Source organism: Pseudomonas sp. NPDC088322, assembly GCF_044740745.1.
Taxonomy (GTDB): Bacteria; Pseudomonadota; Gammaproteobacteria; order Pseudomonadales; family Pseudomonadaceae; genus Aquipseudomonas; species Aquipseudomonas shirazensis.
In genome coordinates this window covers 35387-61369 of the sequence record NZ_JBIURK010000002.1, presented here as the reverse complement: position 1 = coordinate 61369, position 25983 = coordinate 35387, and the positions used below count along the sequence as shown (strand labels likewise).

The 25983-nt window shown below is 63.0% G+C and carries 20 protein-coding genes and 1 pseudogene; 7 read left to right on the top strand and 14 right to left on the bottom strand.

The features are described 5' to 3' along the window. Positions 1–128 precede the first annotated feature (128 nt). A complete protein-coding gene (locus ACIOAU_RS04475) occupies positions 129–1085 on the bottom strand; it encodes an AraC family transcriptional regulator (RefSeq protein ID WP_101319540.1) in 957 nt (318 codons plus the stop codon). Between the two features lie 376 nt (positions 1086–1461). On the opposite strand from ACIOAU_RS04475, the gene ACIOAU_RS04470 reads away from it, so the two are divergent. Continuing rightward, the gene (locus ACIOAU_RS04470; protein WP_401180257.1) at positions 1462–2346 is read left to right on the top strand and encodes an alpha/beta hydrolase; all 885 of its coding nucleotides are present in this window, start codon (positions 1462–1464) and stop codon (positions 2344–2346) included. A gap of 6 nt (positions 2347–2352) precedes the next feature. On the opposite strand, the gene ACIOAU_RS04465 is transcribed toward ACIOAU_RS04470, so the two are convergent. Next, positions 2353–3084: a hypothetical protein gene (locus ACIOAU_RS04465; RefSeq protein ID WP_401180255.1), complete on the bottom strand. Its 732-nt coding sequence runs from the start codon at positions 3082–3084 to the stop codon at positions 2353–2355. Between the two features lie 135 nt (positions 3085–3219). After that, positions 3220–4011 carry a histidinol-phosphatase gene (gene hisN / locus ACIOAU_RS04460; RefSeq protein ID WP_101319544.1) on the bottom strand — a complete coding sequence of 264 codons (792 nt, stop codon included), beginning with the start codon at positions 4009–4011 and terminating at the stop codon, positions 3220–3222. Between the two features lie 148 nt (positions 4012–4159). On the opposite strand from hisN, the gene ACIOAU_RS04455 reads away from it, so the two are divergent. Continuing rightward, positions 4160–4741 (top strand): NTP transferase domain-containing protein, encoded by a 582-nt coding sequence (locus tag ACIOAU_RS04455; RefSeq protein WP_401180251.1) that lies wholly within the window; start codon positions 4160–4162, stop codon positions 4739–4741. 182 nt (positions 4742–4923) lie between these two features. On the opposite strand, the gene ACIOAU_RS04450 is transcribed toward ACIOAU_RS04455, so the two are convergent. Then, positions 4924–5790: a putrescine utilization regulator PtrR gene (locus tag ACIOAU_RS04450; protein WP_101323028.1), complete on the bottom strand. Its 867-nt coding sequence runs from the start codon at positions 5788–5790 to the stop codon at positions 4924–4926. 107 nt (positions 5791–5897) lie between these two features. On the opposite strand from ACIOAU_RS04450, the gene ACIOAU_RS04445 reads away from it, so the two are divergent. Beyond that, positions 5898–7283, top strand: coding sequence for an aldehyde dehydrogenase family protein (locus ACIOAU_RS04445; protein ID WP_150569218.1), 1386 nt, complete (start codon positions 5898–5900; stop codon positions 7281–7283). 57 nt (positions 7284–7340) lie between these two features. Here ACIOAU_RS04445 and ACIOAU_RS04440 read toward each other — a convergent pair whose 3' ends face one another. Both ACIOAU_RS04440 and ACIOAU_RS04435 read right to left on the bottom strand, forming a co-directional pair. After that, the gene (locus tag ACIOAU_RS04440; RefSeq protein WP_150569217.1) at positions 7341–9254 is read right to left on the bottom strand and encodes an AAA family ATPase; all 1914 of its coding nucleotides are present in this window, start codon (positions 9252–9254) and stop codon (positions 7341–7343) included. Between the two features lie 68 nt (positions 9255–9322). After that, the gene (locus ACIOAU_RS04435; protein WP_150569216.1) at positions 9323–10219 is read right to left on the bottom strand and encodes a helix-turn-helix domain-containing protein; all 897 of its coding nucleotides are present in this window, start codon (positions 10217–10219) and stop codon (positions 9323–9325) included. 149 nt (positions 10220–10368) lie between these two features. Here ACIOAU_RS04435 and ACIOAU_RS04430 point away from each other — a divergent pair, with 149 nt between their 5' ends. The 3 genes from ACIOAU_RS04430 (at position 10369) to ACIOAU_RS04420 (ending at position 14198) form a co-directional block, all read left to right on the top strand. Further along, entirely contained in the window at positions 10369–11727 is a 1359-nt protein-coding gene (locus ACIOAU_RS04430; RefSeq protein WP_101319556.1) for a glutamine synthetase family protein, read from the top strand. A 72-nt stretch (positions 11728–11799) separates the two neighbouring features. Beyond that, a complete protein-coding gene (locus ACIOAU_RS04425; protein WP_150569215.1) occupies positions 11800–12888 on the top strand; it encodes a polyamine ABC transporter substrate-binding protein in 1089 nt (362 codons plus the stop codon). Positions 12889–12902: 14 nt separating this feature from the next. Continuing rightward, on the top strand, positions 12903–14198 hold the full coding sequence (locus ACIOAU_RS04420; protein ID WP_401180245.1) for an NAD(P)/FAD-dependent oxidoreductase: 1296 nt from the start codon (positions 12903–12905) through the stop codon (positions 14196–14198). A gap of 47 nt (positions 14199–14245) precedes the next feature. On the opposite strand, the gene ACIOAU_RS04415 is transcribed toward ACIOAU_RS04420, so the two are convergent. Next, positions 14246–15553 (bottom strand): serine/threonine transporter, encoded by a 1308-nt coding sequence (locus tag ACIOAU_RS04415; protein WP_401180242.1) that lies wholly within the window; start codon positions 15551–15553, stop codon positions 14246–14248. A 106-nt stretch (positions 15554–15659) separates the two neighbouring features. Next, entirely contained in the window at positions 15660–17036 is a 1377-nt protein-coding gene (locus tag ACIOAU_RS04410; protein WP_150571677.1) for an L-serine ammonia-lyase, read from the bottom strand. Positions 17037–17182: 146 nt separating this feature from the next. Here ACIOAU_RS04410 and ACIOAU_RS04405 point away from each other — a divergent pair, with 146 nt between their 5' ends. Further along, positions 17183–18127, top strand: coding sequence for a LysR substrate-binding domain-containing protein (locus ACIOAU_RS04405; RefSeq protein ID WP_101319567.1), 945 nt, complete (start codon positions 17183–17185; stop codon positions 18125–18127). Between the two features lie 6 nt (positions 18128–18133). Here ACIOAU_RS04405 and ACIOAU_RS04400 read toward each other — a convergent pair whose 3' ends face one another. From ACIOAU_RS04400 to ACIOAU_RS04375, 6 genes and pseudogenes are all read right to left on the bottom strand, one after another. Continuing rightward, the gene (locus ACIOAU_RS04400; RefSeq protein ID WP_103438780.1) at positions 18134–19552 is read right to left on the bottom strand and encodes an undecaprenyl-phosphate glucose phosphotransferase; all 1419 of its coding nucleotides are present in this window, start codon (positions 19550–19552) and stop codon (positions 18134–18136) included. Between the two features lie 252 nt (positions 19553–19804). Beyond that, positions 19805–20575, bottom strand: coding sequence for a WecB/TagA/CpsF family glycosyltransferase (locus ACIOAU_RS04395; RefSeq protein ID WP_401180236.1), 771 nt, complete (start codon positions 20573–20575; stop codon positions 19805–19807). Further along, a complete protein-coding gene (locus ACIOAU_RS04390) occupies positions 20572–21762 on the bottom strand; it encodes a glycosyltransferase family 2 protein (RefSeq protein ID WP_401180233.1) in 1191 nt (396 codons plus the stop codon). The genes ACIOAU_RS04395 and ACIOAU_RS04390 overlap by 4 nt, the downstream gene beginning before the upstream one ends. Continuing rightward, positions 21759–22961: a glycosyltransferase family 4 protein gene (locus ACIOAU_RS04385; RefSeq protein ID WP_401180230.1), complete on the bottom strand. Its 1203-nt coding sequence runs from the start codon at positions 22959–22961 to the stop codon at positions 21759–21761. The genes ACIOAU_RS04390 and ACIOAU_RS04385 overlap by 4 nt, the downstream gene beginning before the upstream one ends. Positions 22962–23004: 43 nt before the next feature. Beyond that, positions 23005–24348 carry a glycosyltransferase family 4 protein gene (locus ACIOAU_RS04380; protein ID WP_401181077.1) on the bottom strand — a complete coding sequence of 448 codons (1344 nt, stop codon included), beginning with the start codon at positions 24346–24348 and terminating at the stop codon, positions 23005–23007. Between the two features lie 732 nt (positions 24349–25080). Beyond that, positions 25081–25983, bottom strand: a pseudogene (locus ACIOAU_RS04375) (DUF535 family protein); the annotation flags it as partial.

The following is a 25983-nucleotide window of genomic DNA, read 5'->3' as shown; positions in this document are numbered from 1 at the left end:
TTCAGGCCAGGTCAGGTTAGGACGAGCGCGGCGGGGGCAATATCCGGATTGTGCAGAGTGCTATCCGTTTTCTGCAGGCTTGCTGGAGGGGGCTGAGGATGTGGCGCCAGGGCGGCGCCAGCGGAGGTTCAGGTGCGGCGCTTGAAGGTTTCCGAAGGCAATTCGGCGAATTGCTGGCGGTAGCTCTCGGCAAAGCGGCCCAGGTGCATGAAGCCGTAATCCATCGCCAGCTCGGTTACGCTGCGCACCGAGCAGCTCGGGTCAGCCAGACACTCGTGCAGGCGCTGCAGCTTGCGCTGGCGTACATACTGCTTGGGCGTGGTGCCCAGATGCCGATCGAACAGCGCATACAACGAGCGCAGGCTCATGCAGGCCTGCTCGGCCAACGCCTCCGCCGGCAGCTCAAGCTTGAGGTTGCGTTCGATGTAATCGAGGATGCGCTCCAGGCTGGCGCCCGGCGCGCCGAGGTTCTCCCGCTGGACATTGGTGCTCATCAAGGTCAGCAGCTTGCTGGCGACGATCTGGCTGTAGTGGCCCTGCACCCGCGGCAACGAGTCACTGACCTCCGCCTCATGGCAGACCATACCCAGCAGGTTGACGAAGCCGTCCAGCTCATCCAGCCGGTAATGATTGCGCAAAAACCGCACGCCACCGCTGGGCCGCTGCCAACGCTGCTCGTCGCAGATCGATTCGAGCAACCGGGTCGGCACTTTGAGGATGAATTTTTCGCAGTCTTCCGAGTAGGTCAGGTCGACCGGATCATCCGGGTTGATCAACAGCAATTCGCCCGGCACCAGGTGGTGCTCGCGCTGTGGCCCGCGCCACAGGCAATTGCCGTGCAGCAACACCTGCAGGTGGTAGATCGTTTCAAGCGCTGGCGAAGTAACCCGCACGCTGCCGCCATAACTGATGCGGCACAGGTCCAGCTCGGCCAGTTTGCGGTGGCTGAGGCTGGCTTGCGGATGGGTGGTGCGCGACAGGCCGATGCAGTGCTGGCCTACATGCCGGTTGACGTAATCGGAGACGGCATACGGATCAGCGTGGTGAAACACACTGCTACGCTCGCTCAACAGGCGGTTTTCCATAGGCAAGGCACTCGGCTCATTCTTGTTATCGTCGCCGCTTCCTACTGCCTCAACGGCGAGTGGTCGCGGTCGTACACGCTCAGTCTATCGGGCCGGTCGCCGGGTACAGCAGGCAAGCGACAACCGGTGGCTTGGCTACACACTACGCAATGCAAGGGCTGCCAGGCAATGCGACCTCAGTAACGGCCGGGCGAACAGCGCGCTCTTGCGGCCAACATTTGTCCGATTATCGAACGCAGGGGATAGGCGCAGGCTCTAGATCAGTCTTCGCCTAGGGTTGATAGCCCTTTTTACTGACACAGCTTGCAATCATCCGACTACACCGCTCGGTTACTTTCCTTACACCGCAATCGGCGCTTCTGCTAAAAACGCCTGCATGCCCTCTTCTCTTTTGCTTCACCTCAAACGTCGCTGGCTCAGCTGGCTGTGCATGGCCGTGCTCCTGATCGGCCTGCCGGCCGGCTGCAGCGTACTGCAACACAAGGAGCGCGAGCTGGTGTTTCGCATCGAGCCCGGCCAGGCCAGCTGGTTCCGTGGCTTGCCCGCAGGTGTGCAGGAACTCGACCTGCGCCCGCGCAGCTTCACCGCCAACCAGAGCCTGCATGCCTGGTGGTGGCCAGCCCAGCGCGCCGACGCACCGGCCATCCTCTACCTGCACGGCGTGCGCTGGAACCTCACCGGCCAGCTGTTTCGCATCGAGCAACTGCATGCCATGGGTTATTCGGTGCTGGCCGTGGACTACCGCGGTTTCGGCCAGAGCCGCGGCGACCTGCCGTCCGAGGCGACCGTCTATGAAGATGCGCAGGTGGCCTGGGAGCGCTTTGCCCAGCTGCAACCGGACCGCAACAAGCGGCTGATCTTCGGTCACTCGCTCGGCGGCGCGGTGGCTGTGGAGCTTGCGGCCGAGCTGAGCCGCCAGGCGCAAAAAGACGGCAGCCCGAGCGTCGCGCGCGGCTTGATCCTGGAATCGACCTTCACTTCGCTCGGCGATGTTGCGGCAGTGGTAGCCGATACCGCCCTGCCAGTGCGCTGGCTGCTGTCGCAAAAATTCGATTCGATCGACAAGATCGACCAGGTCGGCATGCCAGTACTGCTGGTGCACGGCCAGAACGACCGCTACGTGCCGCCACGCTTCAGCCAGCAATTGTACGAGGCCGCGCAGCAGCCCAAGACCCTGCTGCTGGTGCCTGGTGCCAGCCATAACAACAGCATGAGCCTGGCCGGTCCGCGTTATCGCCAGGCGATCAAGGCACTGCTCTAGCGCGGCCTATTGCACCGGCAGGAAGTTCATCAGCAACAAGCTCTGCGCGTAGTTCAAGCCAATCCGCCGGTAGCGTTCATCGAGCATCTGCGCCAACAGGTCGAGCCGGGCGACGATCTTGCCGAACTCGACCGCGAAGCTGAGGTTGCTGCCCTCTTCGGAAATCTCGTTGGAGAACAGCAACAGCACGCCATTGGCGTCCTGACGCTGGCTGAGCATCCAGGTGGCTTTTTCGATGTTGCGCGCGGCGTTGTTGACGAACAGCGGGTCGATCGCATCGGTCATGTAGAACTCGCTGCGTCCGCCGTGGGCGGTGATCAGCATACTGCCGATGGCATAGATGAAGGCGCCGACCCGATCGCCGCGGAATTCCGGGCTCAAGGCGTAGCTGAGGGCTGCCAGATCGCGCCGCTGACCAAGCTGCGGCAGCGGCTGGCGTTGCTCGATGGCCAGGCGGATCTGCCGCTCGGCGGTAGCGGCGTCAAGGTAGCCGGACTGCTTCCACTGGTTGGGATTGCGTGCGTACAGCTTGTTCATCAGCAGGTACAGGCTTTGCAGGTTGTCGCGCATCGCCAGGGTGGCCATGCGGTCGACGCTGGTCTGGAACAGCTCGCTGGGTTTGCCATCACTGAACTGGCTGACAATATCGCGGCCCCGTTGCTCGGTGCACGCGCACAGCAGGGTCAGGGCGCCGGCCAGCAGCAGGCGGGGGCAGGTTCGCAGTACGGGGACAAGCATCGGCACCGGGGTCTTGATCAACGACGGGGCCGGGGATCGGCTCTGCCTGACCAGACATAGAGCGCGAAATGGCGAAAAAGTGCAGTTGCGCAGGCCAGCCAGGCCTGCGCAACGGTATTGCAGGGGCTCAGCCGGTCACATGGCGTGACGCAGCAACTCGATCATTTGCGCATGCAACGCAGGGTCACCGCAGGCCACCACACAGCCGCCGTTCTGCGCCGAGCTGCCATCCCAGGCGGTGATCACCCCGCCCGCCCCTTCGATGATCGGCATCAACGCCTGCACGTCATACGGCTGCAGGCTGGCCTCGACGATCACATCGACAAAGCCACTGGCGAGCATGCAATAGGCGTAGCAGTCGCCGCCGTAGCGCATCAGCCGCGCCTGGCCGGCAACGGCTTCAAAGGCGGCCTTGCGCGCCTCGCTATCGAACATGTCCGGCGTGGTGCACATCAGGGTGGCTGAGGCCAAATCGCTGCAGGCACGGGTCTTCAGCGGCGTGCTGCCGAGCCAGGCTCCCTCTGGGGTACCGATGAAGCGCTCGCCGGTAAACGGCTGGTTCATCACCCCGACCACCGGCTTGGTGCCGTCGTTGAGCGCGATCAACGTGCCCCACAGCGGCAGCCCGGTGATGAAGGCGCGAGTGCCATCGATCGGGTCTAGCACCCAGGTCAGCGGGCTGCTGCCCACCGCCACGCCCTGCTCTTCACCAAGGATGCCGTGGCTTGGGTAGCGTTCCTGAATCAGCGAGCGCATGGCGTCTTCGGCGGCCTTGTCGGCCACGGTCACCGGGTCGTACAGGCGCCCGCCCTTGTCCTCGACCGCCAGGTTGGCGCGAAAATACGGCTGGATCGCAGCCGCAGCGGCCTGCGCCAACTGCTCGGCAAATGCACGGTATTCGCCGATCTGTTCAGCGTTCAAGGTCATGGTGGCGGGCCTCTGGCAACGATAGGGGTTGGCATCATACCCGAGCCTGCCGGGTGATGGCGTACCGCCTTGCGTGCGCCAGTGATGCTGGGGTTAAGGTAGTCTAGCGGCCAGACCGATTCCTCATTTGCCACGGGACACCCTCAGGATGCCATGTACCGTAACCGCTCTGGTACTCGCCGCCGGCCATAGCCGCCGGTTTGGCAGTGACAAACGCCAGCACCTGCTGAGCAGCGGCCGGACCCTGCTGCAGGCCAGCCTGCAACTGCCGTGCGCGCAGTTGGGCGAAGTCTGGCTGGCGCTGCGTGACGACGACCCTGCCCCGGTCGGCCTGGCTGATAACGTGCGCATCCTGCAATCGAGCAGCAGCCGGCTTGGCCTTGGCCACAGCATCGCTAGCAGCGTCGCGCAGATCAGTACCGCGTCCAATGCTCAGGGCTTGCTGGTGATGCTGGGTGACATGCCGTTCATCCAGCCCGCCACCCTCGCCGCGCTGCTGGCCAAGGCGGACCGTCGCCTGATCATCCGCCCGACGTATCAAGGCAAGCCCGGCCACCCGGTGCTGTTCGGTCGCGCCTGGTGGCCGCAGTTGTGCACCCTGACCGGCGATGAAGGCGCCCGCAGCGTGCTGCTGGGCAATCCGCAGGCGGTGCGCAATATTGAATTGGGCGATCCTGGAGTGTTGCTGGATATCGACCGGCCGGGTGATGTGCCGGATCTGGATGAATAGTAGGCTGCCGAGCGACTGCGGGTGGTTCGAGTACGTCGGGGCTGCTTTGCAGCCCTTTCTCGACACTAGGCCGCTCCTACAGGCACTGCGTCGTCCTTACGTGGCACGGTCGGTGTAGGAGCGGCCTTGTGTCGCGAAAGGGCCGCGCAGCGGCCCCGGCTATCTCAAGGCTGAAAGCGACCCTAGGCAGCCCGCCGCTCCTCCAGCAGCTTGATAAACATACTCAAGCTGCGCGACACAGTACCGCGCCGCCACACCAGCCAGGTCTGCAAGTACCGAAAGTCTTCCGACAACGGCCAAACGCTGACCGTGCTCAAGCCCGGCATGCTGTCGAGCATGCTGCGCGGCATCAACGCCAGGCCGGCACCAGCACTGACGCACGCAAGCATGCCGTGATAGGACTCCATCTCATGGATTTTGCCGGGCACGGCCTGATCCTGGACAAACCAGTTCTCGAAATGATGGCGGTACGAGCAGTTGGCGCGAAAGGCGTAGATGCTCTCGCCGTTGACGTCGCGGGCGCGGCTGATTGCGGCATGGTTGAGTGGCGCAATCACTACCATCTCTTCATCGAACACGGCCATGCCTTCCAGGGTTGGGTGCAAGACCGGGCCGTCGACGAAGGCTGCGACCAGTCGGCCGGACAGCACACCTTCGAGCATGGTCCCCGAGGGCCCGGTCGACAGGTCCAGATCGACCTTGGGAAAGCGCTGGTTATAACTGGCCAGCAAGGCCGGGATGCGCACGGCGGCGGTGCTTTCCAGCGAACCCAGGGCGAACGTGCCCTGCGGATCTTCGCCGGCCACGGTCAGCCGCGCTTCGTGGACCAGGTCGAGAATGCGCCGGGTGTACTCGAGAAAATTCCAGCCCGCCGGTGACAGGCGCAGGCGGCTTTTCTCGCGGATGAACAGCTCGACACCGAGGTCTTCCTCAAGCTGCTTGATCCGCGTGGTGAGGTTCGACGGCACGCGGTGAATCTGCTGGGCAGCGGCGCTAATGCTGCCGTGCTCTGCCACTGCCTTGAAAATTTCCAGTTGCACCAGATCCACAGTCATTCTCCAAACGTGAACGTTGCGCTCATTATTATTCAGTTTTCAATACGGTTGCACGCCACTAGTCTGAGCTTCGTCAACTTATAACAACGAGGACCTCCGCCATGAGCGAGATCAGCAGCCTGACCCACGCCATTTCTGTCGACCCGTTCAGCGGTGAGCAGATCGGCCACTATCCGTTCGACACCGACGCCGCACAGGAAGCGGCGCTGCAACGTGCCAAGGTTGGCTTCAACCAATGGCGCCAGGTGTCACTGGGGCAGCGCAGCGAGTATCTGAACGCCCTGGCCGATGCTCTGCAGGCCAATCACGAAGCATTGGCGGTGATGATCAGCCGCGAAATTGGCAAGCCGATCAGCCAGGCACGTGGCGAAGTGACCAAGTGCGTTGGCCTGTGCCAATGGTACGCCGAGCACGGCCCGGCGATGCTGGCTGCCGAGCCTACGCAAATTGCGACGGCACGTATCGAATACCGCCCACTGGGGCCGATTCTGGCCGTGATGCCGTGGAACTTCCCGCTCTGGCAAGTGCTGCGCGGCGCGGTCCCGGCACTGCTGGCGGGCAATACCTATGTGCTCAAGCATGCCCCGAACGTCATGGGCAGCGCCTATCTGCTGCTCGACGTGATCAACCAGGCTGGCCTGCCAGCAGGCATCTTCGAAGTGCTCAACGTCACCCCGGACGGCGTGACCCGGGCGATCAATGACCCGCGTATTGCCGCCGTGACCCTGACCGGCAGTGTCCGCGCCGGCATGGCGATTGGTGCTCAAGCCGGTGCTGCGCTGAAGAAATGCGTACTGGAACTGGGCGGTTCCGATCCGTTCATCGTACTGGCGGACGCCGACCTCGATGCAGCGGTCAAGGCAGCGGTGATCGGCCGCTATCAGAACACCGGCCAGGTCTGTGCAGCAGCCAAGCGCCTGATCGTCGAAGAAAGCATCGCCGAGGCGTTTACCGCGAAGTTCGTCGAAGCCACGCGTCAGCTCAAGGTCGGCAACCCGCTTGAGGCTGACACCTACATCGGCCCGATGGCCCGCTATGACCTGCGCGACGAGCTTGACGGCCAGGTGCAGGCAACCTTGGCTGAAGGCGCGGTGCTGCTGCTGGGTGGCAAGAAGGCTGAGGGCGTCGGCAACTTCTACGAGCCGACCGTATTTGCCGGCGTTACCCCGCAAATGACCGCGTTCAAGCAGGAGTTGTTTGGCCCGGTGGCAGCGATCATCAGCGCCCGTGACGCCGACCACGCCGTAGAACTGGCCAACGACAGCGAGTTTGGTCTGGCCTCGACCATCTACACCGCCAACCTCGAGCTGGCTGAGCGGATGACCTCGGCGTTGGATACCGGTGCGGTGTTCATCAACGGCTACTGCGCTTCTGACCCGCGGGTAGCGTTCGGCGGCGTGAAGAAGAGCGGCTTTGGCCGTGAGCTGTCGCACTTCGGTGTGCGCGAGTTCTGCAACGTGCAGACGGTGTGGCTGGATCGCAACTGACAGCAGCGTAAGCAAAAGGGGCAAGTCGCTTGTGCGGCTTGCCCCTTTTTTTGCCAGTTAGTTGTCGCGCACTTGGTCCTGCACCCAGTCGAGCATGCCACCCGGCACAATCAGCTCATGCCTGGCCCGCGAACAGGCGGTGTACAGCCCCGCGAGCATGCGCGCTCGCTCATTGCGGTTACCGGCGGCGGCAGGCGCAACCATCAGCTCTGGCGAGACCATGACCCGGGCGAACTCCATGTTCTTCACGTCGCGCACCCTGGCCAGGAACAACTTGGGCGCCTTGTCCCAGCGATAACGGCTCTTGGCCTTGGCGAAATCTTCCGGCGTGTAGCCCCTGCGCAGCAGGTTGGCCACAGCAGCAAAGGCCTTGTCGTCGCCCTTGTCCTGTTCCAGCGCCTGCCAGCTGGCATAGCGGAACAGCATATTGTGCCGCGGGCGCGTGCCGTAGCGGTACAACTCGATGCAGTCTTCGACAAACAGCTCGAACTCCTTGCGCGCACCTTTGAGCAAAACAAACGGTACGCCCTGATGGGTCAGGCGCTGGAACCAGCCGAACAGACCCCATTCGTCATCCACCAGCAGCGCCGTAGGTTGCTCGGGCACCGTCACCGTGTCGAAGAAACTGACCCGGGTATAGTGCTCGGCGCTGCCGGTAAAGGCCGCCTGCACTGCGGCCGGGTGGGCCAGGATCAGCGGGTTCAGCACGCCCTCCATGGCTGGCCCGGCACGCAGCGAGTGATCGATGCAGCGCTGGCGGATGAACTTGCCGTGGTGCGGGCTGAGGCCGTTGAGGTTCTGCAGGTCGTCGCCCAGGGTAATGATTGCCTGCGGGCTGCGGTCGAGCACGGCGAGCATGGGCGCCGACAGCTCGTGGGCTTCATCGACGATGACATGGCTGAACTGGCTGTCGATCACTTCCAGCGTCAGCGACAGCAGCTTGACCCGGTGATAATCGCGCACCGGCAGCTGAATCTCGCGCGCCGAGGGGCGGATCAGCTGTTGCCAGTACAGGCGCGCCTTTTCCAGCAGCACCTCCTGATCCAACGGCGAAAAGCCGTGGCCCATCCACGGCAAATGATGCAGTTCGATGGCGGTGTCTGCGCTGCGGCAGAAGCTGCGTACCGCCTTGATGCACAGGGCGACCACTTCGCGCGCCGCCAACGGGCCGATGTCCGGCACTGCCAGCCACTGTACGACTTGCGCCTCCTGCGGGCGCCACGACAGTTTGCTGCGGTAGACGTCGCGCAGGCGCCAGCCGTTGCTGGTCAGATCGCGGTCAAGAATCTCGTCGGCCAACTGGCCAAAAGTGCGCGCGGTAAACGCCGAGGCGTCCTTGATCCGCGCCTGCAGGGCGCGTAGCTGGCCTTCGGTCATGGCCAGCAGCAAGGTCCGCTGCGGGTCGAGCAAACGGGCGAACTGGTTGATCAGGAAGGTCTTGCCGGTGCCGGCAAACCCCTGCACCGCCACCGACTCGTCAACCCCCGAGAGAAACTCGCGCAGCAAGCGGTTCTGCTGGTCACTCAGGCGCAGATTGCTCGGCAACGACGGCAAGCTGACCGGTCGCAACGGCGTTACCTGCTCGCGATAGGCATCGGCAAAGGTAAAGCTCCAGCCACCTTCGCTGTCGCGCAGGTCGGCAACATCGACCGGCTGCTCGGCCGCCAGCAGGCCGATGCCGTTCTCGCCGAGCATGCCCAGGCCCATGGCGAACACTTCTGGGTCAAAACGGCTGGCGACCTGCTGCTGGAAGCGCGAAGGCGCCGCCGCTTCGACCTCATCGGCAATCCGCACGATCTCGGCAAAGCGCCGCTGCTGCGCTTCGACCGAAGGCGCACCCTGCTGGCGCGGCACATTCTGGATAAACAGCACCGCAGCGCTTTCCAGCAGGCTGGCCTGCACAAAGAACTCGCTGGCGTGTTGACTGGCCAGGCCGTCGGCCTGTTCGCTGGTCAGGGGCAGATAAAACATCAGGACCTCGGTACATTACTGCCGCGCACGATACCAGCAATGGCTCTGATCTGCAGAACTGTACCGGGCTACCTGGCCCGCTTCAGCGTCTCGCTGGGCAGCTCGGCAAACAGTTGCCGGTAACTTTCCGAGAAGCGCCCCAGGTGCCAGAACGACCACTGCATGGCCACCTCGGCCACGGTCGCCCCAGCGCCACGCAACAAGTCACGGCGGGCGCCGTTCAAGCGGCGCAGGCGCAGCCAGTGCGCCGGCGGCATGGCGGTGAAGGCCTTGAAGATCTGCTGCAACTGGCGCACAGACACCCCGGCAACTTCGGCCAGCTCGACGAGGTTGAGTGTTTCGTCGGGGCAATCGGCGGCCCAGTCGCTGACCCGGCGCATGACCGCGCGCGCCTCGCTACGCCGGCCATGGGCATCGCCCTGCAGGCGTTGGCTGGCATTGTCGAGAATGAACAGGCAATCCTCGAGCAGCTGTTCGCCCAACGCCCTGCCCTGCAATGGGCTATCAGCCTCGCCCAGCCGGGTCAGGGTCGCGCTCAGCCAGCTGCCGAACAGGTTGTTCTGCACCGAGTCCAGCGGGGTCATGAACAAGCCTTCCAGGCGGGCGACATCCAGCCCATGGCGCTGGAGAAAGTCGCGGCTGAACACCACCGCCACTTCCTGATAGTTCTCGGGCGTGATCCAGATATTGCGGCTGTCTTCATTGAGCAGGTACAGGCTGTTCTCACTGCGGTCAAAACAGAACGTCAACGACCCACTGGGCGCGCTGAAAAACTGCTCAACGCGGGTGTTCAGGCGTTCTTCGTAGACTTCGACGCCCTCAAGCTCCAGGCTGCGCAGTTGGCCATTGAACAACCCCGGCGACATTTGCCGGTATTGCTGCTGCCAGCCGGGCGTTGTGCGCACCTGTTCACTGACATCACTGGTCTGGAAAGCCTGAACTTGCAAGCCGTTGGCGCTGGTCACGCGGCATCCTGTATGCACTATTTTGGTGCATTTGCTGGCGAAAGAAGTGGATAGATCAACCCTGCGGGCTGCGCCCAAGATAGCCTCCAGCGCAGCGACTGGGAAGATCCCTTCGCGTGGCGCGATCAAAACCCAACCAAGAGGTCTGTATGAACGCCCCCTTCGATCAGCTTTCCACCTGGCTGAAAGAACACCGCATCACCGAAGTCGAATGCGTGATCAGTGACCTGACCGGCATCGCCCGCGGCAAGATTGCACCCACGGCCAAGTTCCTCCATGAGCGCGGCATGCGCCTGCCTGAAAGCGTGCTGCTGCAGACCGTCACCGGCGACTATGTCGACGACGACATCTACTACGACCTGCTCGACCCGGCCGACATCGACATGATCTGCCGCCCCGACCCGTCGGCGGTGTACCAGATCCCGTGGGCCATCGAACCCACCGCCATCGTCATCCACGACACCTTCGACAAACAAGGCAACCCGATCGAGCTGTCGCCGCGCAACGTTCTCAAAAAAGTCCTCAAGCTCTACGCCGACAAGGGCTGGCAGCCAATCGTCGCGCCGGAGATGGAGTTCTACCTGACCAAGCGCTGCGAAGACCCGGACTTGCCTCTGCAAGTGCCGATGGGCCGCTCCGGGCGCGCTGAAAGTGGCCGTCAGTCGTTCTCGATCGATGCCGCCAACGAATTCGACCCGCTGTTCGAGGACGTCTACGACTGGTGCGAGATCCAGTGCCTGGACCTCGACACGCTGATCCACGAAGACGGCCCGGCGCAGATGGAGATCAACTTCCGCCACGGCGACGCGCTGGACCTGGCCGACCAGATCACCGTGTTCAAACGGACCATGCGCGAGGCCGCGCTCAAGCACAACGTCGCCGCAACGTTCATGGCCAAGCCGATCACCGATGAGCCCGGCAGCGCCATGCACCTGCACCAGAGCGTGGTCGATATCGCCACCGGCAAGCCGATCTTCGCCAATGACGACGGCAGCATGAGCGAGCTGTTCCTGCACCACATCGGTGGCCTGCAGAAGTACATCCCCAAGGTGTTGCCGATGTTCGCGCCGAACGTCAACTCGTTCCGCCGCTTCCTGCCGGACACCTCGGCCCCGGTCAACGTCGAGTGGGGTGAAGAAAACCGCACCGCCGGACTGCGCGTACCGACCTCAAGCCCCGAGGCCATGCGCGTCGAGAACCGCCTGCCGGGCGCCGATGCCAACCCTTACCTGGCCATTGCTGCGAGTTTGCTCTGCGGCTACCTGGGCATGGTTGGCAAGATCGAGCCGAGCGCTGCAGTGCAAGGCCGCGCCTATGAGCGACGCAGCCTGCGCCTGCCGATCACCATCGAAGACGCGCTGCAGCACATGGAGGAATGCGAAATCATCCAGGACTACCTGGGCAAGCAGTTCGTCCAGGGTTATGTCGCGGTGAAGCGCGCCGAGCACGAGAACTTCAAACGGGTGATCAGTTCGTGGGAGCGCGAGTTCCTGATGATGAGTGTCTGATCATCTGCGGGGCGCCGAGCGCCCCGCCTTACGCAACATCACGACCCAGAATAAAACCAGAGAGGTGTCGACATGCGTCATTTGCAGTCCGTGATCCCCGCAGCATTCGCCCTGATGTTCGGCGCCGCCGCTCAGGCCCAGCCGAGCGTCAGCGTGTACAACTGGACCGACTATATAGGTGAAACCACCCTGGCCGACTTCCAGGCCAGCAGCGGCATCAAAGTGATCTATGACGTGTTCGACTCCAACGAAACCCTGGAGGGCAAGTTGCTCGCCGGGCGCACTGGCTACGACGTGGTGGTGCCGTCCAACCACTTCCTGGCCCGCCAGGCCAAGGCCGGCGCCTTCCTGCCGCTGGACCGCAGCAAGCTGCCGAACTTCAGCAACCTCGACCCCAAGCTGCTCAAGCAGCTGGAGCAGAACGACCCCGGCAATAAATACGCAGTGCCGTACCTGTGGGGCACCAACGGCATCGGCTACAACGTCGACAAGGTCAAGGCGGCGCTGGGCATCGACAAGATCGATTCGTGGGCAGTGCTGTTCGAGCCAGAAAACCTGAAGAAACTGCAAAAATGCGGCGTAGCCTTCATGGACTCGCCGGATGAACTGTTCCCGGCCATGCTCAACTACCTGGGCATGAACCCGCGCAGCGAAAACGAAGCCGATTACAAGAAGGCCGAAGCCAAGCTGGTGGAAATACGGCCGTACATTACCTACTTCCACTCTTCCAAGTACGTTTCCGACCTGGCCAATGGCGATGTCTGCATCGCTTTCGGTTACTCGGGCGACGTGTTCCAGGCGGCCAATCGTGCTGTTGAAGCGAAAAACGACGTAAAAATCGCCTACAGCATTCCCAAGGAAGGCAGCAATCTGTGGTTCGACCTGCTGGCCATTCCCAAGGACGCCAGCAACCCTGAACAGGCCCTGGCCTTCATCAATTACCTGCTCGACCCTGAGGTAATCGCCAAAGTCAGCACCACCGTCGGTTATGCCAACGCCAACCTCGCGGCCAAGGCGCACATGGATCCGGCGCTGGTCAACAATCCCGAGATCTACCCGCCGCAAGAGGTGCTCGACAAGCTCTATGTATCGAGCACACCGAGCCCGAAAATCATGCGGGTCATGACCCGTTCCTGGAGCAAGATCAAATCCAACCGCTGAGCCGAGCCTGTGCCATGTCATTAGAGAGCCAACACGCTGCCTCGTACTACGCCGCCACGGCGCGCAGCAGCGCGCCCTACCCTGCGCTGCAAGAACAACTGAGCGCCGACGTCTGCGTGGTCGGTGGCGGCCTGACCGGGGTCAATACTGCGCTGGAACTGGCCGAGCGCGGTTTGTCGGTGATCCTCCTCGAAGCCCGGCGCATCGGCTGGGGCGCGAGCGGGCGCAACGGTGGCCAGCTGATTCGCGGCATCGGCCATGATGTCAGCGGTTTTGCCCGCTATGTCGGCCAGGACGGCGTGCGATATCTGCAACAGGCCGGGATCGACTCGGTCGAGCTGGTGCGCCAGCGCATTACCCAGTACACCATCGACTGTGACCTGCGCTGGGGCTTCTGCGAGCTGGCCAACACGCGCGGCCAGTTTGCCGCGTTCAAGGACGAGCAAGCGCAACTGGCCGAGCTCGGTTACCGCCATGCCACGCGCTTGGTTGATGCGGCACACATCGGTGAAGTGGTCGCCAGCGAGCAGTACGCAGGCGGGCTGATCGACATGGGTTCAGGCCATCTGCACCCGCTCGACCTGGTCCAGGGTGAAGCGCGCGCTGCGGCAAAGTTGGGCGTGCGTATCTTTGAACAAAGCCCGGTGCTGCGCATCGAGCATGGCCCGAGCGTGACCCTGCACTGCGCCCACGGCAAGGTGCGCGCGCAGAGCCTTGTGCTTGGCTGCAATGCGCACCTGGACGAACTCGAGCCGCGCCTGAGCGGCAAGGTGCTGCCCGCTGGCAGCTACGTGGTGGCGACCGAGCGACTGCCTGAACAGGTGGCACAGGCGTTGATTCCGCAGAACATGGCTTTGTGTGACCAGAAGGTCGGCCTTGATTACTACCGCCTGACCGCCGACCACCGCCTGCTGTTTGGCGGTGCCTGCCATTATTCGGGCCGCGATCCGAAAGACATCGCCGCCTACATGCTGCCCAAGGTGCGCAAGGTGTTCCCGCAACTGGCCGATGTGCGCATCGACTATCAATGGGGCGGCATGATCGGCATCACCGCCAACCGCTTCCCGCAGGTGGGCCGCTTGAGCCAATACCCCAACGTCTACTATGCCCAGGGCTATTCGGGGCATGGCCTGAACGTGACGCACTGGACGGCCAAGCTGCTGGCCGAAGGCATCGCCGTCGGCCACAGCCAGGGCCTGGATGTTTTCAGTGCGGTGCCGCACCTGACCTTCCCGGGCGGCAAGGCCCTGCGCTCGCCGCTGCTGGCAGCGGGCATGCTCTGGCATCGGCTGCGCGAAGTACTGGGCTGAGCCCACGGATGCAGGCCCGCGCCGAATCGGCGCGGGGTTGAGCTGGGTCAGGCGAAGAAGCTGTAGAAGATCGCCGACAAGGTGATCAAACCGATCAAGGTAACGAACACATTGGACAGCTTGCCCGAGTACTTGCGCAGCGCCGGCACCTTGCGTACGGCGTACATCGGCATCAGAAACAGCAGGCAGGCAATCACCGGGCCGCCCATGCTTTCGATCAGGCGCAGGATGCTCGGGTTGAGGGTGGCGACCGCCCAGCACGTCAGCACCATGAACAGCGCGGTAACCCGCTCCAGACGCTTGGCCGGCCAGGCTTTGCCGCGCCCGCGCAGGCTCTTGACGATCATGCCCTGGAAGCCCTCGCTGGCGCCGATGTAGTGGCCGAGGAACGACTTGGTGATTGCCACCAGGGCAATCAGCGGTGCCACGAACGCGATCACCGGGGTCTGGAAGTGGTTGGCCAGGTACGACAACACCGAGATGTTCTGCTCCTTGGCGGCCGCCAGGTCGGCCGGGCTCAACGCCAGCACGCAACTGAAGCAGAAGAACATCACCGTCAGCACCATCATCACGTGCGCGGTTGCCAGCGTGCGGCCGCTCTTGCGGTCAGCGTCGGCGCCATAACGGTGCTTTTGGTCGACGGCGAAGGCCGAGATGATCGGCGAGTGGTTGAACGAGAAGACCATGACCGGGATCGCCAGCCACAACGTCAGCAGCAATTTGTTGACGCTGATGCCTTCACTGGCCTGGGCGAGGAAGGCGCCGTTCCAGTTCGGGATCAGGCTCAGGGCCAGCAGCAACAGCGAGGCGACGAAGGGATAGACCAGGATGCTCATGGCCTTAACGATCATCTGTTGGCCGCAGCGCACGATCACCATCAGACCGCAGATCAGCAGCAGCGACAGCAGCACCCGCGGCGGCGCCGTCACGTGCAACTGATGCTCGAGAAAACTGCTCAGGGTATTGGTCAGGGCAACGCTGTACACCAGCAGGATCGGGAAAATCGCCAGAAAGTACAGCAAGGTGATCAGCTTGCCGGCGCCGGTGCCGAAGTGCTCCTCGACCACCTCGGTGATGTCCTCGTTGCCGCTCTTGCGACCGGACAGGACAAAGCGGGTCAAGGCCCGATGTGCATAGAAGGTCATCGGCAACGCCAGCAGCGCGAGGATCATCAACGGCCAGAAGCCGCCGACCCCGGCGTTGATTGGCAGGAACAACGTCCCGGCGCCAATCGCCGTGCCATACAGGCCCAGGGCCCAGGTGGTGTCATGGCGGTTCCAGCGGGTTGCATCCACCGCCGCAGCCGCAACGGCCGAATCCGCACGAACAGTCGTGGTGCTATGTACATCGGTCATCAGATATCGCCTTGTAGTTATTTTTGTCGCTGATACAGCGGGTAGTGCCTTGGAGCTGAATGCCCGCTGCCTTGGCAGATGCGCATTCAGCCCCGTCGAGTACGGGTCAGCACTCGACGTACGCAACGGCGAGGCCGCCGCGTGAGGTTTCCTTGTAGTTGGCGTGCATGTCGGCGCCGGTGTCGCGCATGGTGCGAATCACCCGGTCGAGGGAGATGAAGTGCTCGCCGTCGCCGCGCAGGGCCATCTGCACAGCGTTGATGGCCTTGACGGCGGCAATCGCGTTGCGCTCGATGCAGGGGATCTGCACCAGCCCGCCGACCGGGTCGCAGGTCAGTCCGAGGTTGTGCTCAAGGGCAATTTCGGCGGCGTTTTCCAGCTGCGGTGCGGTCGCGCCGAGCACCTCGGCCAGGCCCGCGGCGGCCATTGAACAGGCCGAACCGACCTCCCCCTGGCAGCCCACTTCGGCGCCGGAAATAGACGCGTTTTTCTTGCACAGAATGCCCACTGCCGCCGCCGCCAGCAGAAACGCCACGACATCGTCGTCGCAGGCGCTGGGGTTGAACTTCATGTAGTAGTGCAACACGGCGGGGATGATGCCGGCGGCGCCGTTGGTAGGCGCGGTGACCATGCGCCCGCCAGCGGCGTTTTCTTCATTGACCGCCAGGGCAAACAGATTGACCCACTCCATCGCGCTCAAGGTCGAGCCGATCACGTTGGGCTTGCCGACTTCCTGCAGGCTGCGGTGCAGCCGCGCGGCACGGCGCTTGACGTTGAGCCCACCGGGCAGGATGCCGTCATTGCGCATGCCGTTGGCCACGCACTCGCGCATCGCGGCCCAGATTTTCAGCAGCCCAGCGCGGATGTCATCTTCACTGCGCCAGGCGCGCTCGTTGGCCATCATCAGTTGGCTGACGCTGAGGCCGTGCTGTTTGCACAGGCTGAGCAGTTCGGCAGCACTGGAAAACTCGTAAGGCAGCTTGACCTGCTCGGCGCTGCTCTGTGGCGCATCGATCTCGGCTTGCTCGACGATGAAGCCGCCACCGACCGAGTAATAGGTCTGGCTGAACAGGCAGCCCTGCTCGCCCTCGGCATTCAGCGTCATGGCATTGGGGTGGTAGGCCAGGCTTTCGTCCAGCAGGAGCATGTCGCGGCCATAATCGAAGTCGACCGGCTGGCGGCCGTCGAGCATCAGGCAGCGCTCCTGCAGCAGCTGGGCGATACGCGGCTCGATGCTGTGCGGATCGATCTGGTCGGGCCACTGCCCCATCAACCCCAACAGGCAGGCGCGATCAGTGGCATGGCCGACGCCGGTGGCGGACAGCGAACCATACAGGCGCACCTCGACCCGCTGTACCTGAGCCAGTAGCCCGCGCTCGCGCAGCGCCTGGGCGAAGGTTGCGGCGGCGCGCATCGGCCCTACGGTGTGGGAGCTGGAGGGGCCGATGCCAATCTTGAAAAGGTCGAAAACACTGATAGCCATGCTAATGCCTGACCGTGGCGGCCTTGAACACCTGCGCACGGCTCTCTGGAAAAATTGAACGGTGTTGCCAAGTTGGGCGATACTGCCGCGCCACCACGGCAATGACCAACGAAAGTTTCTAAGCTAGCCTTTAGCAGGACTAAACGATGAGAAGGCAAATTACTGGCCAGTTCTATGTCTGGCTGCATGTGTTTTCCTGTGCGGCGCGGCACTTGTCGTTCACCCGCTGCGCCGAGGAACTACACATCACGCCCGGCGCGGTCAGCCAACAGATGCGCCAGCTCGAAGAGCATCTGGGCTACCGTTTGTTCCTGCGCAAGGCCCGTGGTGTCGAGCTTTGCGCCGAAGGCCAGCGCCTGGCGCTGACGGTCGCCGAAGCCTACGGCAGCATCGAAGCGGAGTTGCTGCGGCTGGACGCCGGCGATATTCGTGGCACCTTGCGCCTGCGCTCTATCCCGTCATTTCTGGCCAAGTGGCTGACCCCGCGCCTGCCGCGCTTTCAACAGCGCTACCCGGACCTTGAGCTGCGGCTGGTGGCCGAAGACAGCAACCAGGCCCTGCACCCGGATGATTTCGACCTGGCAATCGACCTCAATGACGGCAGCTATCCGGGCATGCTGTCGACGCCGCTGCTCGACGAGCAGATATTCCCGGTGTGCTCACCTGCCCTGCTCCGTGGCCGGCCGCCGCTGCACGGGCCGGCTGACCTGGTGCATTACCCATTGCTGCACGACATGACCGCCTGGCGCGGCAGCTCGGAGTACGCTGAGTGGGAGTTCTATCTGCAGGGCATTGGTGCCGGTGAGTTGAATGTGCGCCGCGGGCACACCTTCAACCGCAATCACCTGACCATCGAAGCCGCCATTGCCGGGGTTGGCGTGGCGATAGCGCGGCGCACCTTGCTCAATGATGAGCTCGAGCGCGGCGCGCTGATCGTGCCGTTCGGCGTAGCGCTGGCCAACCACAAGCGCTACGTGCTGCATTACCCGCCCGGCGGCTTGAACCAGCCGGGCGCGCGTGCCGTGCATGACTGGCTGGTGGAAGAAGCGCAGGCGTTTCGCGCGCTCCACCCGCTGGCATTGGATGTGTGAGCCGGCTCAGTACGCCTGTTTGCCGGTGAACGCATTGAGCGTGCGCACCAGAATCACGAAGTCCAGCCACAACGACCAGTTGTTGATGTACTCGATGTCCGAGTCGACCCGCTGGATCATCTGGCCGATGTCCTTGGTTTCGCCCCTGAAGCCACGGACCTGGGCCAGCCCGGTCATCCCCGGCTTGATGTTGTGGCGGGCGAAGTAATCGACGATGTCTTGCGAATACAGCGTGTCGTGATGCAGCGCATGCGGCCGTGGGCCAACCAGCGACATTTCACCAGTCAGCACATTGAACAGCTGTGGCAACTCATCCAGGCTGGTACGCCGGATAAAGGCGCCGACCTTGGTAATCCGCGGGTCGTTTTTCTGCGCCTGCTTGACCACGCCGTTTTCCAGCGGGTGAATGTGCATGCTGCGAAATTTCCAGATGCGGAACGATTCGCCGGTCCAGCCCATGCGTTCCTGGCGGAAGAACACCGGCCCCGGGCTGTCGATCTTGATCGCCAGGGCGATCAGCAGCAGCACCGGCGAAGCACAGAGCAAGATCAACGCGGCCAGCACGCGGTCTTCCAGGTTCTTGAGGAACAGGCTCATGCCGGTCAGCGGGGTTTCCGACAGAGTCAGCACCGGGATCCCGGCGATTTCCCGCACGCTGTGGTTGATCAGCCGCAGCGAGAAGATATCGGGCACCCAGTTGACCGCAATGCACTTGTCGAGCAGCTTCAGATAGACGTCGTTGATGACCTCCGAGCCGCCCAGCGGCGTCACCAGATACACCGTGCGGATCGCATGCTTGGCTACCAGCCCATCGAGCTCGGAGATGTGCCCCAACACGGGCGGTTTGCCGTCACCGGCGACGCGGCTTTGCTCGTCGGGCTTGTCGATCCACACGCAGCCCACCACACGCTCGCCAAACCAGGGGTTGTTGCTGATCTTCAGGTAAAGAAAGTTGGCAAGATCGCCCGTGCCGATGATCAGCGCATTGTCGGTACGCAGCGCATTGGCCATGAAGCGCTTCTGCACTTCGCGCACTGTGTAGTGCAGGAACAGCTGCAGGAAATAGCCGCTGACGAACAGTTTGCCCACCAGCAAGCGTGAGTAGGTTTCGCTCTGCTTGGTCAGAAACGCCATCACCATCAAGAAACAGAACGTCGCCGACCACGCCTTGAACAAGCGAAACGCCTTGATCGACAGGCCGACGTTGCTGCGGTAGATACCGTAGTGGTCATAGATCACTGCCAGCGCACCGATCAGCAACAGCAGCATGATCACGTAGTCGGAAGTGATGTAGCCGAACTGATCAACGATCAGGTACCAGGCGATGCCAGTCACCGCGATACCGTCAAGCCCAGCCTGAATGGCGTTACTCACGCCACTTCTGCGCTGGAGCAAGGAACGACTGCTTCGGGGCTCGAAAACCATCATCAGACCTCATCAGATGTGAGCGCAGCGATACATCACTGCCTACAACTTTGGTATTAAAACCAACTGACTGAACACACTGCCAAGCCAATGCTGCACGCACGCCGACGATTGAATTCGGCGTAGTTCCGGGGGGGTTATGGGGCATTTGATATCACTGTAGCAGTACCACGGAGAGGCGACGGGGCGATTCATCGTGGCGACGGTTTTTGGCAGATTCGCAGTATCCGGCACCACCCTCAGCAGGTCGTTTCAGATGCGCTTCGGCGCGCTGCGCAGCGCGCTCGCGGCAGCTTTTCGGTAGCGCCACGCACGCAGCATGAACAGCGGATTGCCGATCACGTACCGCTTGAACAGACGCCTGGGCTCACGCAGCAAGCGGTAGGCCCACTCCCCTTTCAAGCGGCGCACCCAGTGCGGCGCGCGGGTGACTTTGCCTCCGAGAAAATCCAGGATGGCGCCGCCGCAGATGATCAGACATGGTCCAGTGACCGTAGCCAGTTGCGCGGCGATAGCCTCCTGTTTGGGCATGCCCATGCCCAGCACAATCAACTGCGGCTGATACTGCCTGGCGAGCTCAAGGTAATGTTCAGCGTTGGCAAACCCGTGCTCGACCGAGACCAGCTCGATTGCAAACTGCGCCTGACAGCGAGCACCGGTCTGGCTCACGAATGGCTCCTCGGTGCCCCACAGCGCAACCCGTTTGCCCCGGTACGCCGCGATCAGTTTGGGAATCAGGTCGGTCCCGTTCATGTTCAGGCCTGGCTCGAGTGCCAATTGGCGATACAGCAGGCCCATGCCGGCGCCATCGCGCAGCAGCAGGTCAGCCGCGCTCAGCGACGCACAATAGCCCTCGCTGGCAGCCACCAGATTCAGCGCATGAGCATTGACGAAGCCCAGCACCGTTGCCTGGTCGGGCGCCGCAAGGGTCGCAATCAGCTGTTGCTCGGCAGCCCCATCGACAACCACCAGCAGCTTGCCGAGGATAGCGTCCCAGCGTTGTTGCCATGGCCGCTCATTCATTGACTGTCATCCCGCTTCGAACGCACCCATTCCACCTGACGCTTGAGCAAAAAACCCACGTACAGGGGGATTTTTTTCGCTGCGTAGAATGGCGCATAGAGCAACACCGAGAACGGTATCAGCTCGCGTGAGAAGCGCGCCCAGGCCAGCACCACTGCTGCGCCCATCAGCACCAGCGCAAGGCTGCCGATGGCTGCGGCAAACGCCACGCCGAGCAGTGCGAAGGCCAGCCAACTGACGACGAAGATGGCCATCAGGGCCAATACCAACAAGGCCAATGGTGGCACCAGCAGGTCCAGCGCCATGGCCAACAACGGCCCGTTGCGTTGCAGCAAAGCGGCGCCCAGCAGCTTCGGCCCTTCTGCCAGCAACACGCCTAGATGGCCGTGTTCCCAGCGGGTGCGCTGGTTGCTGAGGCCGTCGTCGCTGGTGGGGAACAGGCTGGTGACCTGGGCCTGCGGGCAAAACAACGGCGGCTTGCCGTCACGGCAAAAATCCAGGCCCAGCTTCAGGTCTTCGACCAGGTGACCGGTGGCCAGATTGACCTTCGCCAGATCAGCCCAGGCGAAGGCCATGCCGGTGCCCATCAACTGGCATGGCAGCCCGATCCGGGCCCAGCCGCGTGGCCGCACCAGATTCTTTACTCGCCAGGCGAACTCGGCGACTTGCACCTTGAGCCCGGCCCCGGCAGGCGCGCACATCAGGTCAAGGGCCTGCACCGGGCGGCCGGTGGCGAGGCTGCAACGCGCCAGAGTTTCAATCGAGCCAGCACTCAACAGGCAGTCGGCGTCGATGATGATCACCACCTCCGGCGGCGCCGCGGCCAGCTGACGCACGCCGTAGTCCAGGGCATAGCCCTTCCCCCGCAGGTGCTGATGCTCGCGCTCGACCACCTCGGCGCCGGCCGCGCGGGCGAGTGCTGCGGTGCTGTCAGTACAATTGTCGGCGACTACCAGCAGGCGATCACTGTCGAGCAATTGCTGACGGATGCTGGCCAAGGTGGCGCTGATACCCCCTGACTCATTGTGCGCCGGCACCAGCACTGCCACCCGCGGCCTGGGGCCGGCAGCCAAAGGCACCGGCCGCGCCGGCAGGCACGCCAGCACGACCTGGGCAAACAGCACCAGGACCGGCAGCAGAATCAACAGCGCCAACAGCGCCAGCAACCAACTTGTCAGTGTGATCATGCGCCCGCCCTGAAATAGCTGGCCAATTTGGCCGCTTCGGTATCGATGTCGTGGCGCTCCAGCACCCGCTGATGGGCCGCATCGCCCATACGTTGCAGCACCTCGTCCGGTTGCCCAAGGCAGTCGGCCATCGCCGCTGCCAGCTCCTGTACTGCCCCTGCTGGGAACAGCCAGCCATTCTCGCCAGGACGCACCAGTTCAGGGATGCCCGCCACATAGGTGGTCAGCACCGGGCGGCGCAAGGCCATGGCTTCCATGATCACCACTGGCAGGCCTTCGGCAAAGCTGGGCAAGACCAGGGCGCGAGCGGCGAGTAGCTCCTCGCGAACCTGGCCGCTGCTGATCCAGCCAGTAATACGCACCTGCCCCTGCAGCCCATGGCGGGCAATCAGGGTCTCGAGCTCTGCGCGCATCTCGCCATCGCCGGCCAGCACCAACTCGAACGTCGTGCCTTGCGCGGCCAACTTTTGCGCCGCCTCAAGCAATAGCAACTGGCCCTTCTGCTCGCACAAGCGGCCGACACACACCAGCCGCGGCACTGCCGGAACCGGCACCGGCGGGCCTGCATGGAAGGCCGCTTCCAGCCCGCAGTGCACGACCTTGACCTTGTCCCAATGGGCGTGCGCCACCCAGCGATACAGCTGGCTGCGGCCGTAAGAGCTGACGGCGGCGACAAATGCCGCACGGCGGACCTTCTCACCGATATGCAGAAACTGCGGTTTGTCGAATTCCTCCGGGCCGTGCACGGTGAAGCTGTAGTGCGGCCCGCCCAAGGCATTTGCGAGCATCACCACCTCGGTCGAATTGGTGCCGAAGTGAGCGTGCACATGCTCGGCGCCGAAAGCCTGCAACCACTGCACCACGCGGCACGCCTCGGCCAGGTAGATCAGGTGATAAGGCCAGCTGCGGTCAGCCCGTCGGCCCATGCCCAGGGCCAGCCACAGCGCACTGAAAAACCGCCGCGGCTGAGCGCGCAGAACTTCAAGCAATGGCTTGAGCAGCCCTTTGACGCCGTCCTCAAGGACGTAGCGGGTCTTGCTCCGTTCAGCGATATCGTCGTTGTCCTGCAACTCGCCGTCCCAACCACGCAGGGCGATCCGCTGTACTTCAATGCCCTGGAGCTCCAGCGCGAGGATTTCGCGGCGAATGAAGCTGTGGCTGACCTTCGGGTACTGATTGATGAAATAAGCTATGCGCATAGGCAATCGATCAATCCCTGAATAATTAAATGAACCGCGCCTGCTACTGGCAGCTACCTAACGCCGAGGGCTCGCGGGCAGCCGCATCGGCCTCGCTGAGCACCTCGTCATAGAAGCCCAGCAACTCGCTAGCCTGGTCGCTGAAGACAATGATGTTGTCCTTGAATGGATTGCGGTGCCGATCGAAGCGTGGCTGATCATCGAGAATCGCCACGATTGCCTGGCGCAGGTAGGTCTCATCGCCGCTCAAGGGAATGATCGTGCCGTTGACCCCCTCGATGATGTCCTCGACCGTGCCGCCGGAGTGAGTACTGATCACCCAGACGTCGCGAACCAGCGCCTCGCGTACTGCCAGGCCGAAGGTTTCTTTGCATTGAGTGGGGAACAGCAGCACATCGATGCCCGAGAAGAACGCATCCATGGTGGCCTGAGTGTAACCAGGGATGATGCTCACCGTGCCGGGGATCTTGATGCTGTGCCGGTTGAACGAGCGAAAGCCCATGTTCAGCAGGTTGTCGACCACCTTCAACTCGTAGTCGGACCGGTCCAGGCCGCTGAAGGCGCGGATGATCACGTCGATGCCCTTGACCGTCGAATCACCGCCGACAAAGCCAAAGCGAATGGTCTGCCCCGGCTGCTTCTGGTAGCCGGCCGCCGGCGCCATGATGCCGTTGCGGTTGACCTGGATGTGCTCCGGATCGAAGCCGTTGGCAGCGTACAGGTCCTTGCAGAAGCGGCTCGGTGCAAGCAACAGGTTGGCTTGCTTGAGCGTGTCCGCCAGGAGCTTTTGCCGATGTTGGTTGAGCGCCGCGTCGTCGACGCAAGTGGCGCACACCGCCAGGTCAATGCTGGTCTGCCCGCAGTAACGGCCTTGATCGTTGATCATGAACTGGCGCCCGCAGATCCACCAGGCGTCATGCAAGGTCACCACAAATGGGATGCCGGCGCGTGCGCAGCAATCGGCCAGCTGCGCGCCGAGGCCCTGGATCGAATGCAGGTGCACCAGGTCCGGGGCGACGCTTTTGAGTACGGCCTCGAAGATCGGCACGGTGGAATGGTTCTCGAACATGTCCCGGTCGGATATCTGTTCCGACAAGCCCATACCCAGCACTGCCGCGCCCTGCGCCTCATAGCGATACAGGCTATAGCGTGGCACGTCGGTATCGGGGATGGCCGTGAACACGAACTGCTGCCAACGGCCGGTAGCGCCAGTCAGCCGCGACATCTGTTCGGCGATGACCGTGGCGCCACCAAAGCTGCGTGGCGCAAAAAAGATATTGGCCGAGAGCAGACGGCGCACACTCTTGCTGGGCGGCGCGGCAAACACTTGCCCCAGCTGCTCTGCGGTCTCTACCAGACACACCTGGCTCGCCCCTGCCTCGCGCATGGCCGTGGCCAGCGGCGGGCTTGCCGCCAGCGCCTGGTCACAGGCCAACAGGGCCTGGCGATGCTGGTTTACGGCGGCCAGCAGGCGGTTGATGGTGTCTTCGCTATGCCCGACAACATCGTCGCGTTGGCCATAAGCCACCGGGTCGAAGATCAGCTCGTCGCTGTCCCACCAACAGTTGGCCTGGAGCCGCTTGGCCTCGGCAAACAGCGGGGCCAGTTCGGCTGCGGCCGGTAGCTGGTGGAAGATCACCACCGAGCAGGTTTGCAAAGCAATCTGACAGGCGCCAGCATCGCGCCAGTCAAGCGAAACACAGTGATAACCCAGGTCTTGAAACATGCGTTGCAACTGCGCCGGGCGGCTTTTCGGCTGCTGGTCGGCGCTGAATTCGCTAAGCAGCAGAACATCCCGTGGGAACAGCTCGCTGGCAGCCACCGCCGGCGCGGCCAGCGGCACTTTGGTGCGGGTCGCCGCCGGGCTCTTCCAGAGCAGCCGCGGCCCTTGCTTGAGCAGCTCGCGAACGATCTTGCGCAAGGTCGGGTAGACACCCGCCTTGCGCAGGTAAGCTCGCAAGCGCTGATCTGCGCGCGGCTCGGTGGTCAGCAGGCGGATCAACTTGGCGACCTTGGTGCTGAAGGTTCGAGAACCGATCGCCGGCTCATCTTCAGGCAGCCTCAGTGCAGAGCCAAGCCGCTGCCGGTGGCTGTGCAACTGACGCTGGCCAACCCCGCCGGGAATGGCCGCCTCGATGCTGGCAAAGACCTGATCCAGCAGCGCGTGGCGGCGGCGATACATGGCCCGTTTCTTCGCAGCGATGTCGTCGGCCGAGCGTCGCGCCGCGGCCACAGGCAGGCTGTAGAAGTCCTGATGCGCGGAGGCTACCGCGCCATGCTCGAGCCAGATGACGTCGTAGTTGGCGGCCAGGTCTTCACCTTTGTCTGCCCCGAAATAGGCATGCCGGTGATGCCGGTAGGCGTCGGCCACGGCATAGATCCGCGTCACGCCAATGGTGCGTGCCAGGCTCTTGAGCGCTTCGATCAGGAAGCTTCTGGGGCGCATGCCTTCGAAGTCCTTGGTCAGGTCGCGATAGATTGCCAGCGAGCGTTCGCTGTCGATGCCTTTGTGGATGCCCTGCACCGCGCCGATTACCAGGTTCAACTGGCCGTCCATATGGCACAGAGTGAATGCCAGCGACGCGACCCGTAGATCCCCCTGGAACAGGTTGAGCACCAGTTCGCCTTCGCGTTTGAACCAGATCGGCCGGTCCAGCACCAAGCTGCAGCCCGGCGAATAGGCCGACAGGTCGCACAGTTGCAGCGACTCGTCGCGCCCCAGCAACAACAAGGTGGGCAGGTAGCGGCTGACCACCTCATAGTGCGAGGCCAGCACACTCAAGCGCAGCGGCGCCTTCCAGGACTTGCTGATGTAGGGCCATTGCACCACACCGATGCAGTCCACTCCGAGACGGGCCATGCGCTGCTTGCCAAGCACCGACGAGGTGCGCTGCATGAAGGCGCTCAGCTCAGGCCACTGCCTGGCCATCGCCAGTACCAGCTTGAATTTGTTGTTCAGTGCCCGCAGCGAGTAGCCCGGTTGCAACACGAGCACGCTTTTCGCTAACGATCTAACCATCAT

What these genes read in the sequence shown, in the direction of transcription:
- ACIOAU_RS04475 (WP_101319540.1), bottom strand. Translation starts at nt 1,085, where the DNA reads ATGGAAAACCGCCTGTTGAGCGAGCGTAGCAGTGTGTTTCACCACGCT.
- ACIOAU_RS04385 (WP_401180230.1), bottom strand. Translation starts at nt 22,961, where the DNA reads ATGCGCATAGCTTATTTCATCAATCAGTACCCGAAGGTCAGCCACAGC.
- ACIOAU_RS04465 (WP_401180255.1), bottom strand. Translation starts at nt 3,084, where the DNA reads ATGCTTGTCCCCGTACTGCGAACCTGCCCCCGCCTGCTGCTGGCCGGC.
- ACIOAU_RS04445 (WP_150569218.1), top strand. Translation starts at nt 5,898, where the DNA reads ATGAGCGAGATCAGCAGCCTGACCCACGCCATTTCTGTCGACCCGTTC.
- ACIOAU_RS04420 (WP_401180245.1), top strand. Translation starts at nt 12,903, where the DNA reads ATGTCATTAGAGAGCCAACACGCTGCCTCGTACTACGCCGCCACGGCG.
- ACIOAU_RS04470 (WP_401180257.1), top strand. Translation starts at nt 1,462, where the DNA reads ATGCCCTCTTCTCTTTTGCTTCACCTCAAACGTCGCTGGCTCAGCTGG.
- hisN (WP_101319544.1), bottom strand. Translation starts at nt 4,011, where the DNA reads ATGACCTTGAACGCTGAACAGATCGGCGAATACCGTGCATTTGCCGAG.
- ACIOAU_RS04425 (WP_150569215.1), top strand. Translation starts at nt 11,800, where the DNA reads ATGCGTCATTTGCAGTCCGTGATCCCCGCAGCATTCGCCCTGATGTTC.
- ACIOAU_RS04440 (WP_150569217.1), bottom strand. Translation starts at nt 9,254, where the DNA reads ATGTTTTATCTGCCCCTGACCAGCGAACAGGCCGACGGCCTGGCCAGT.
- ACIOAU_RS04380 (WP_401181077.1), bottom strand. Translation starts at nt 24,348, where the DNA reads ATGCGCGAGGCAGGGGCGAGCCAGGTGTGTCTGGTAGAGACCGCAGAG.
- ACIOAU_RS04430 (WP_101319556.1), top strand. Translation starts at nt 10,369, where the DNA reads ATGAACGCCCCCTTCGATCAGCTTTCCACCTGGCTGAAAGAACACCGC.
- ACIOAU_RS04410 (WP_150571677.1), bottom strand. Translation starts at nt 17,036, where the DNA reads ATGGCTATCAGTGTTTTCGACCTTTTCAAGATTGGCATCGGCCCCTCC.
- ACIOAU_RS04455 (WP_401180251.1), top strand. Translation starts at nt 4,160, where the DNA reads ATGCCATGTACCGTAACCGCTCTGGTACTCGCCGCCGGCCATAGCCGC.
- ACIOAU_RS04390 (WP_401180233.1), bottom strand. Translation starts at nt 21,762, where the DNA reads ATGATCACACTGACAAGTTGGTTGCTGGCGCTGTTGGCGCTGTTGATT.
- ACIOAU_RS04405 (WP_101319567.1), top strand. Translation starts at nt 17,183, where the DNA reads ATGAGAAGGCAAATTACTGGCCAGTTCTATGTCTGGCTGCATGTGTTT.
- ACIOAU_RS04395 (WP_401180236.1), bottom strand. Translation starts at nt 20,575, where the DNA reads ATGAATGAGCGGCCATGGCAACAACGCTGGGACGCTATCCTCGGCAAG.
- ACIOAU_RS04400 (WP_103438780.1), bottom strand. Translation starts at nt 19,552, where the DNA reads ATGGTTTTCGAGCCCCGAAGCAGTCGTTCCTTGCTCCAGCGCAGAAGT.
- ACIOAU_RS04415 (WP_401180242.1), bottom strand. Translation starts at nt 15,553, where the DNA reads ATGACCGATGTACATAGCACCACGACTGTTCGTGCGGATTCGGCCGTT.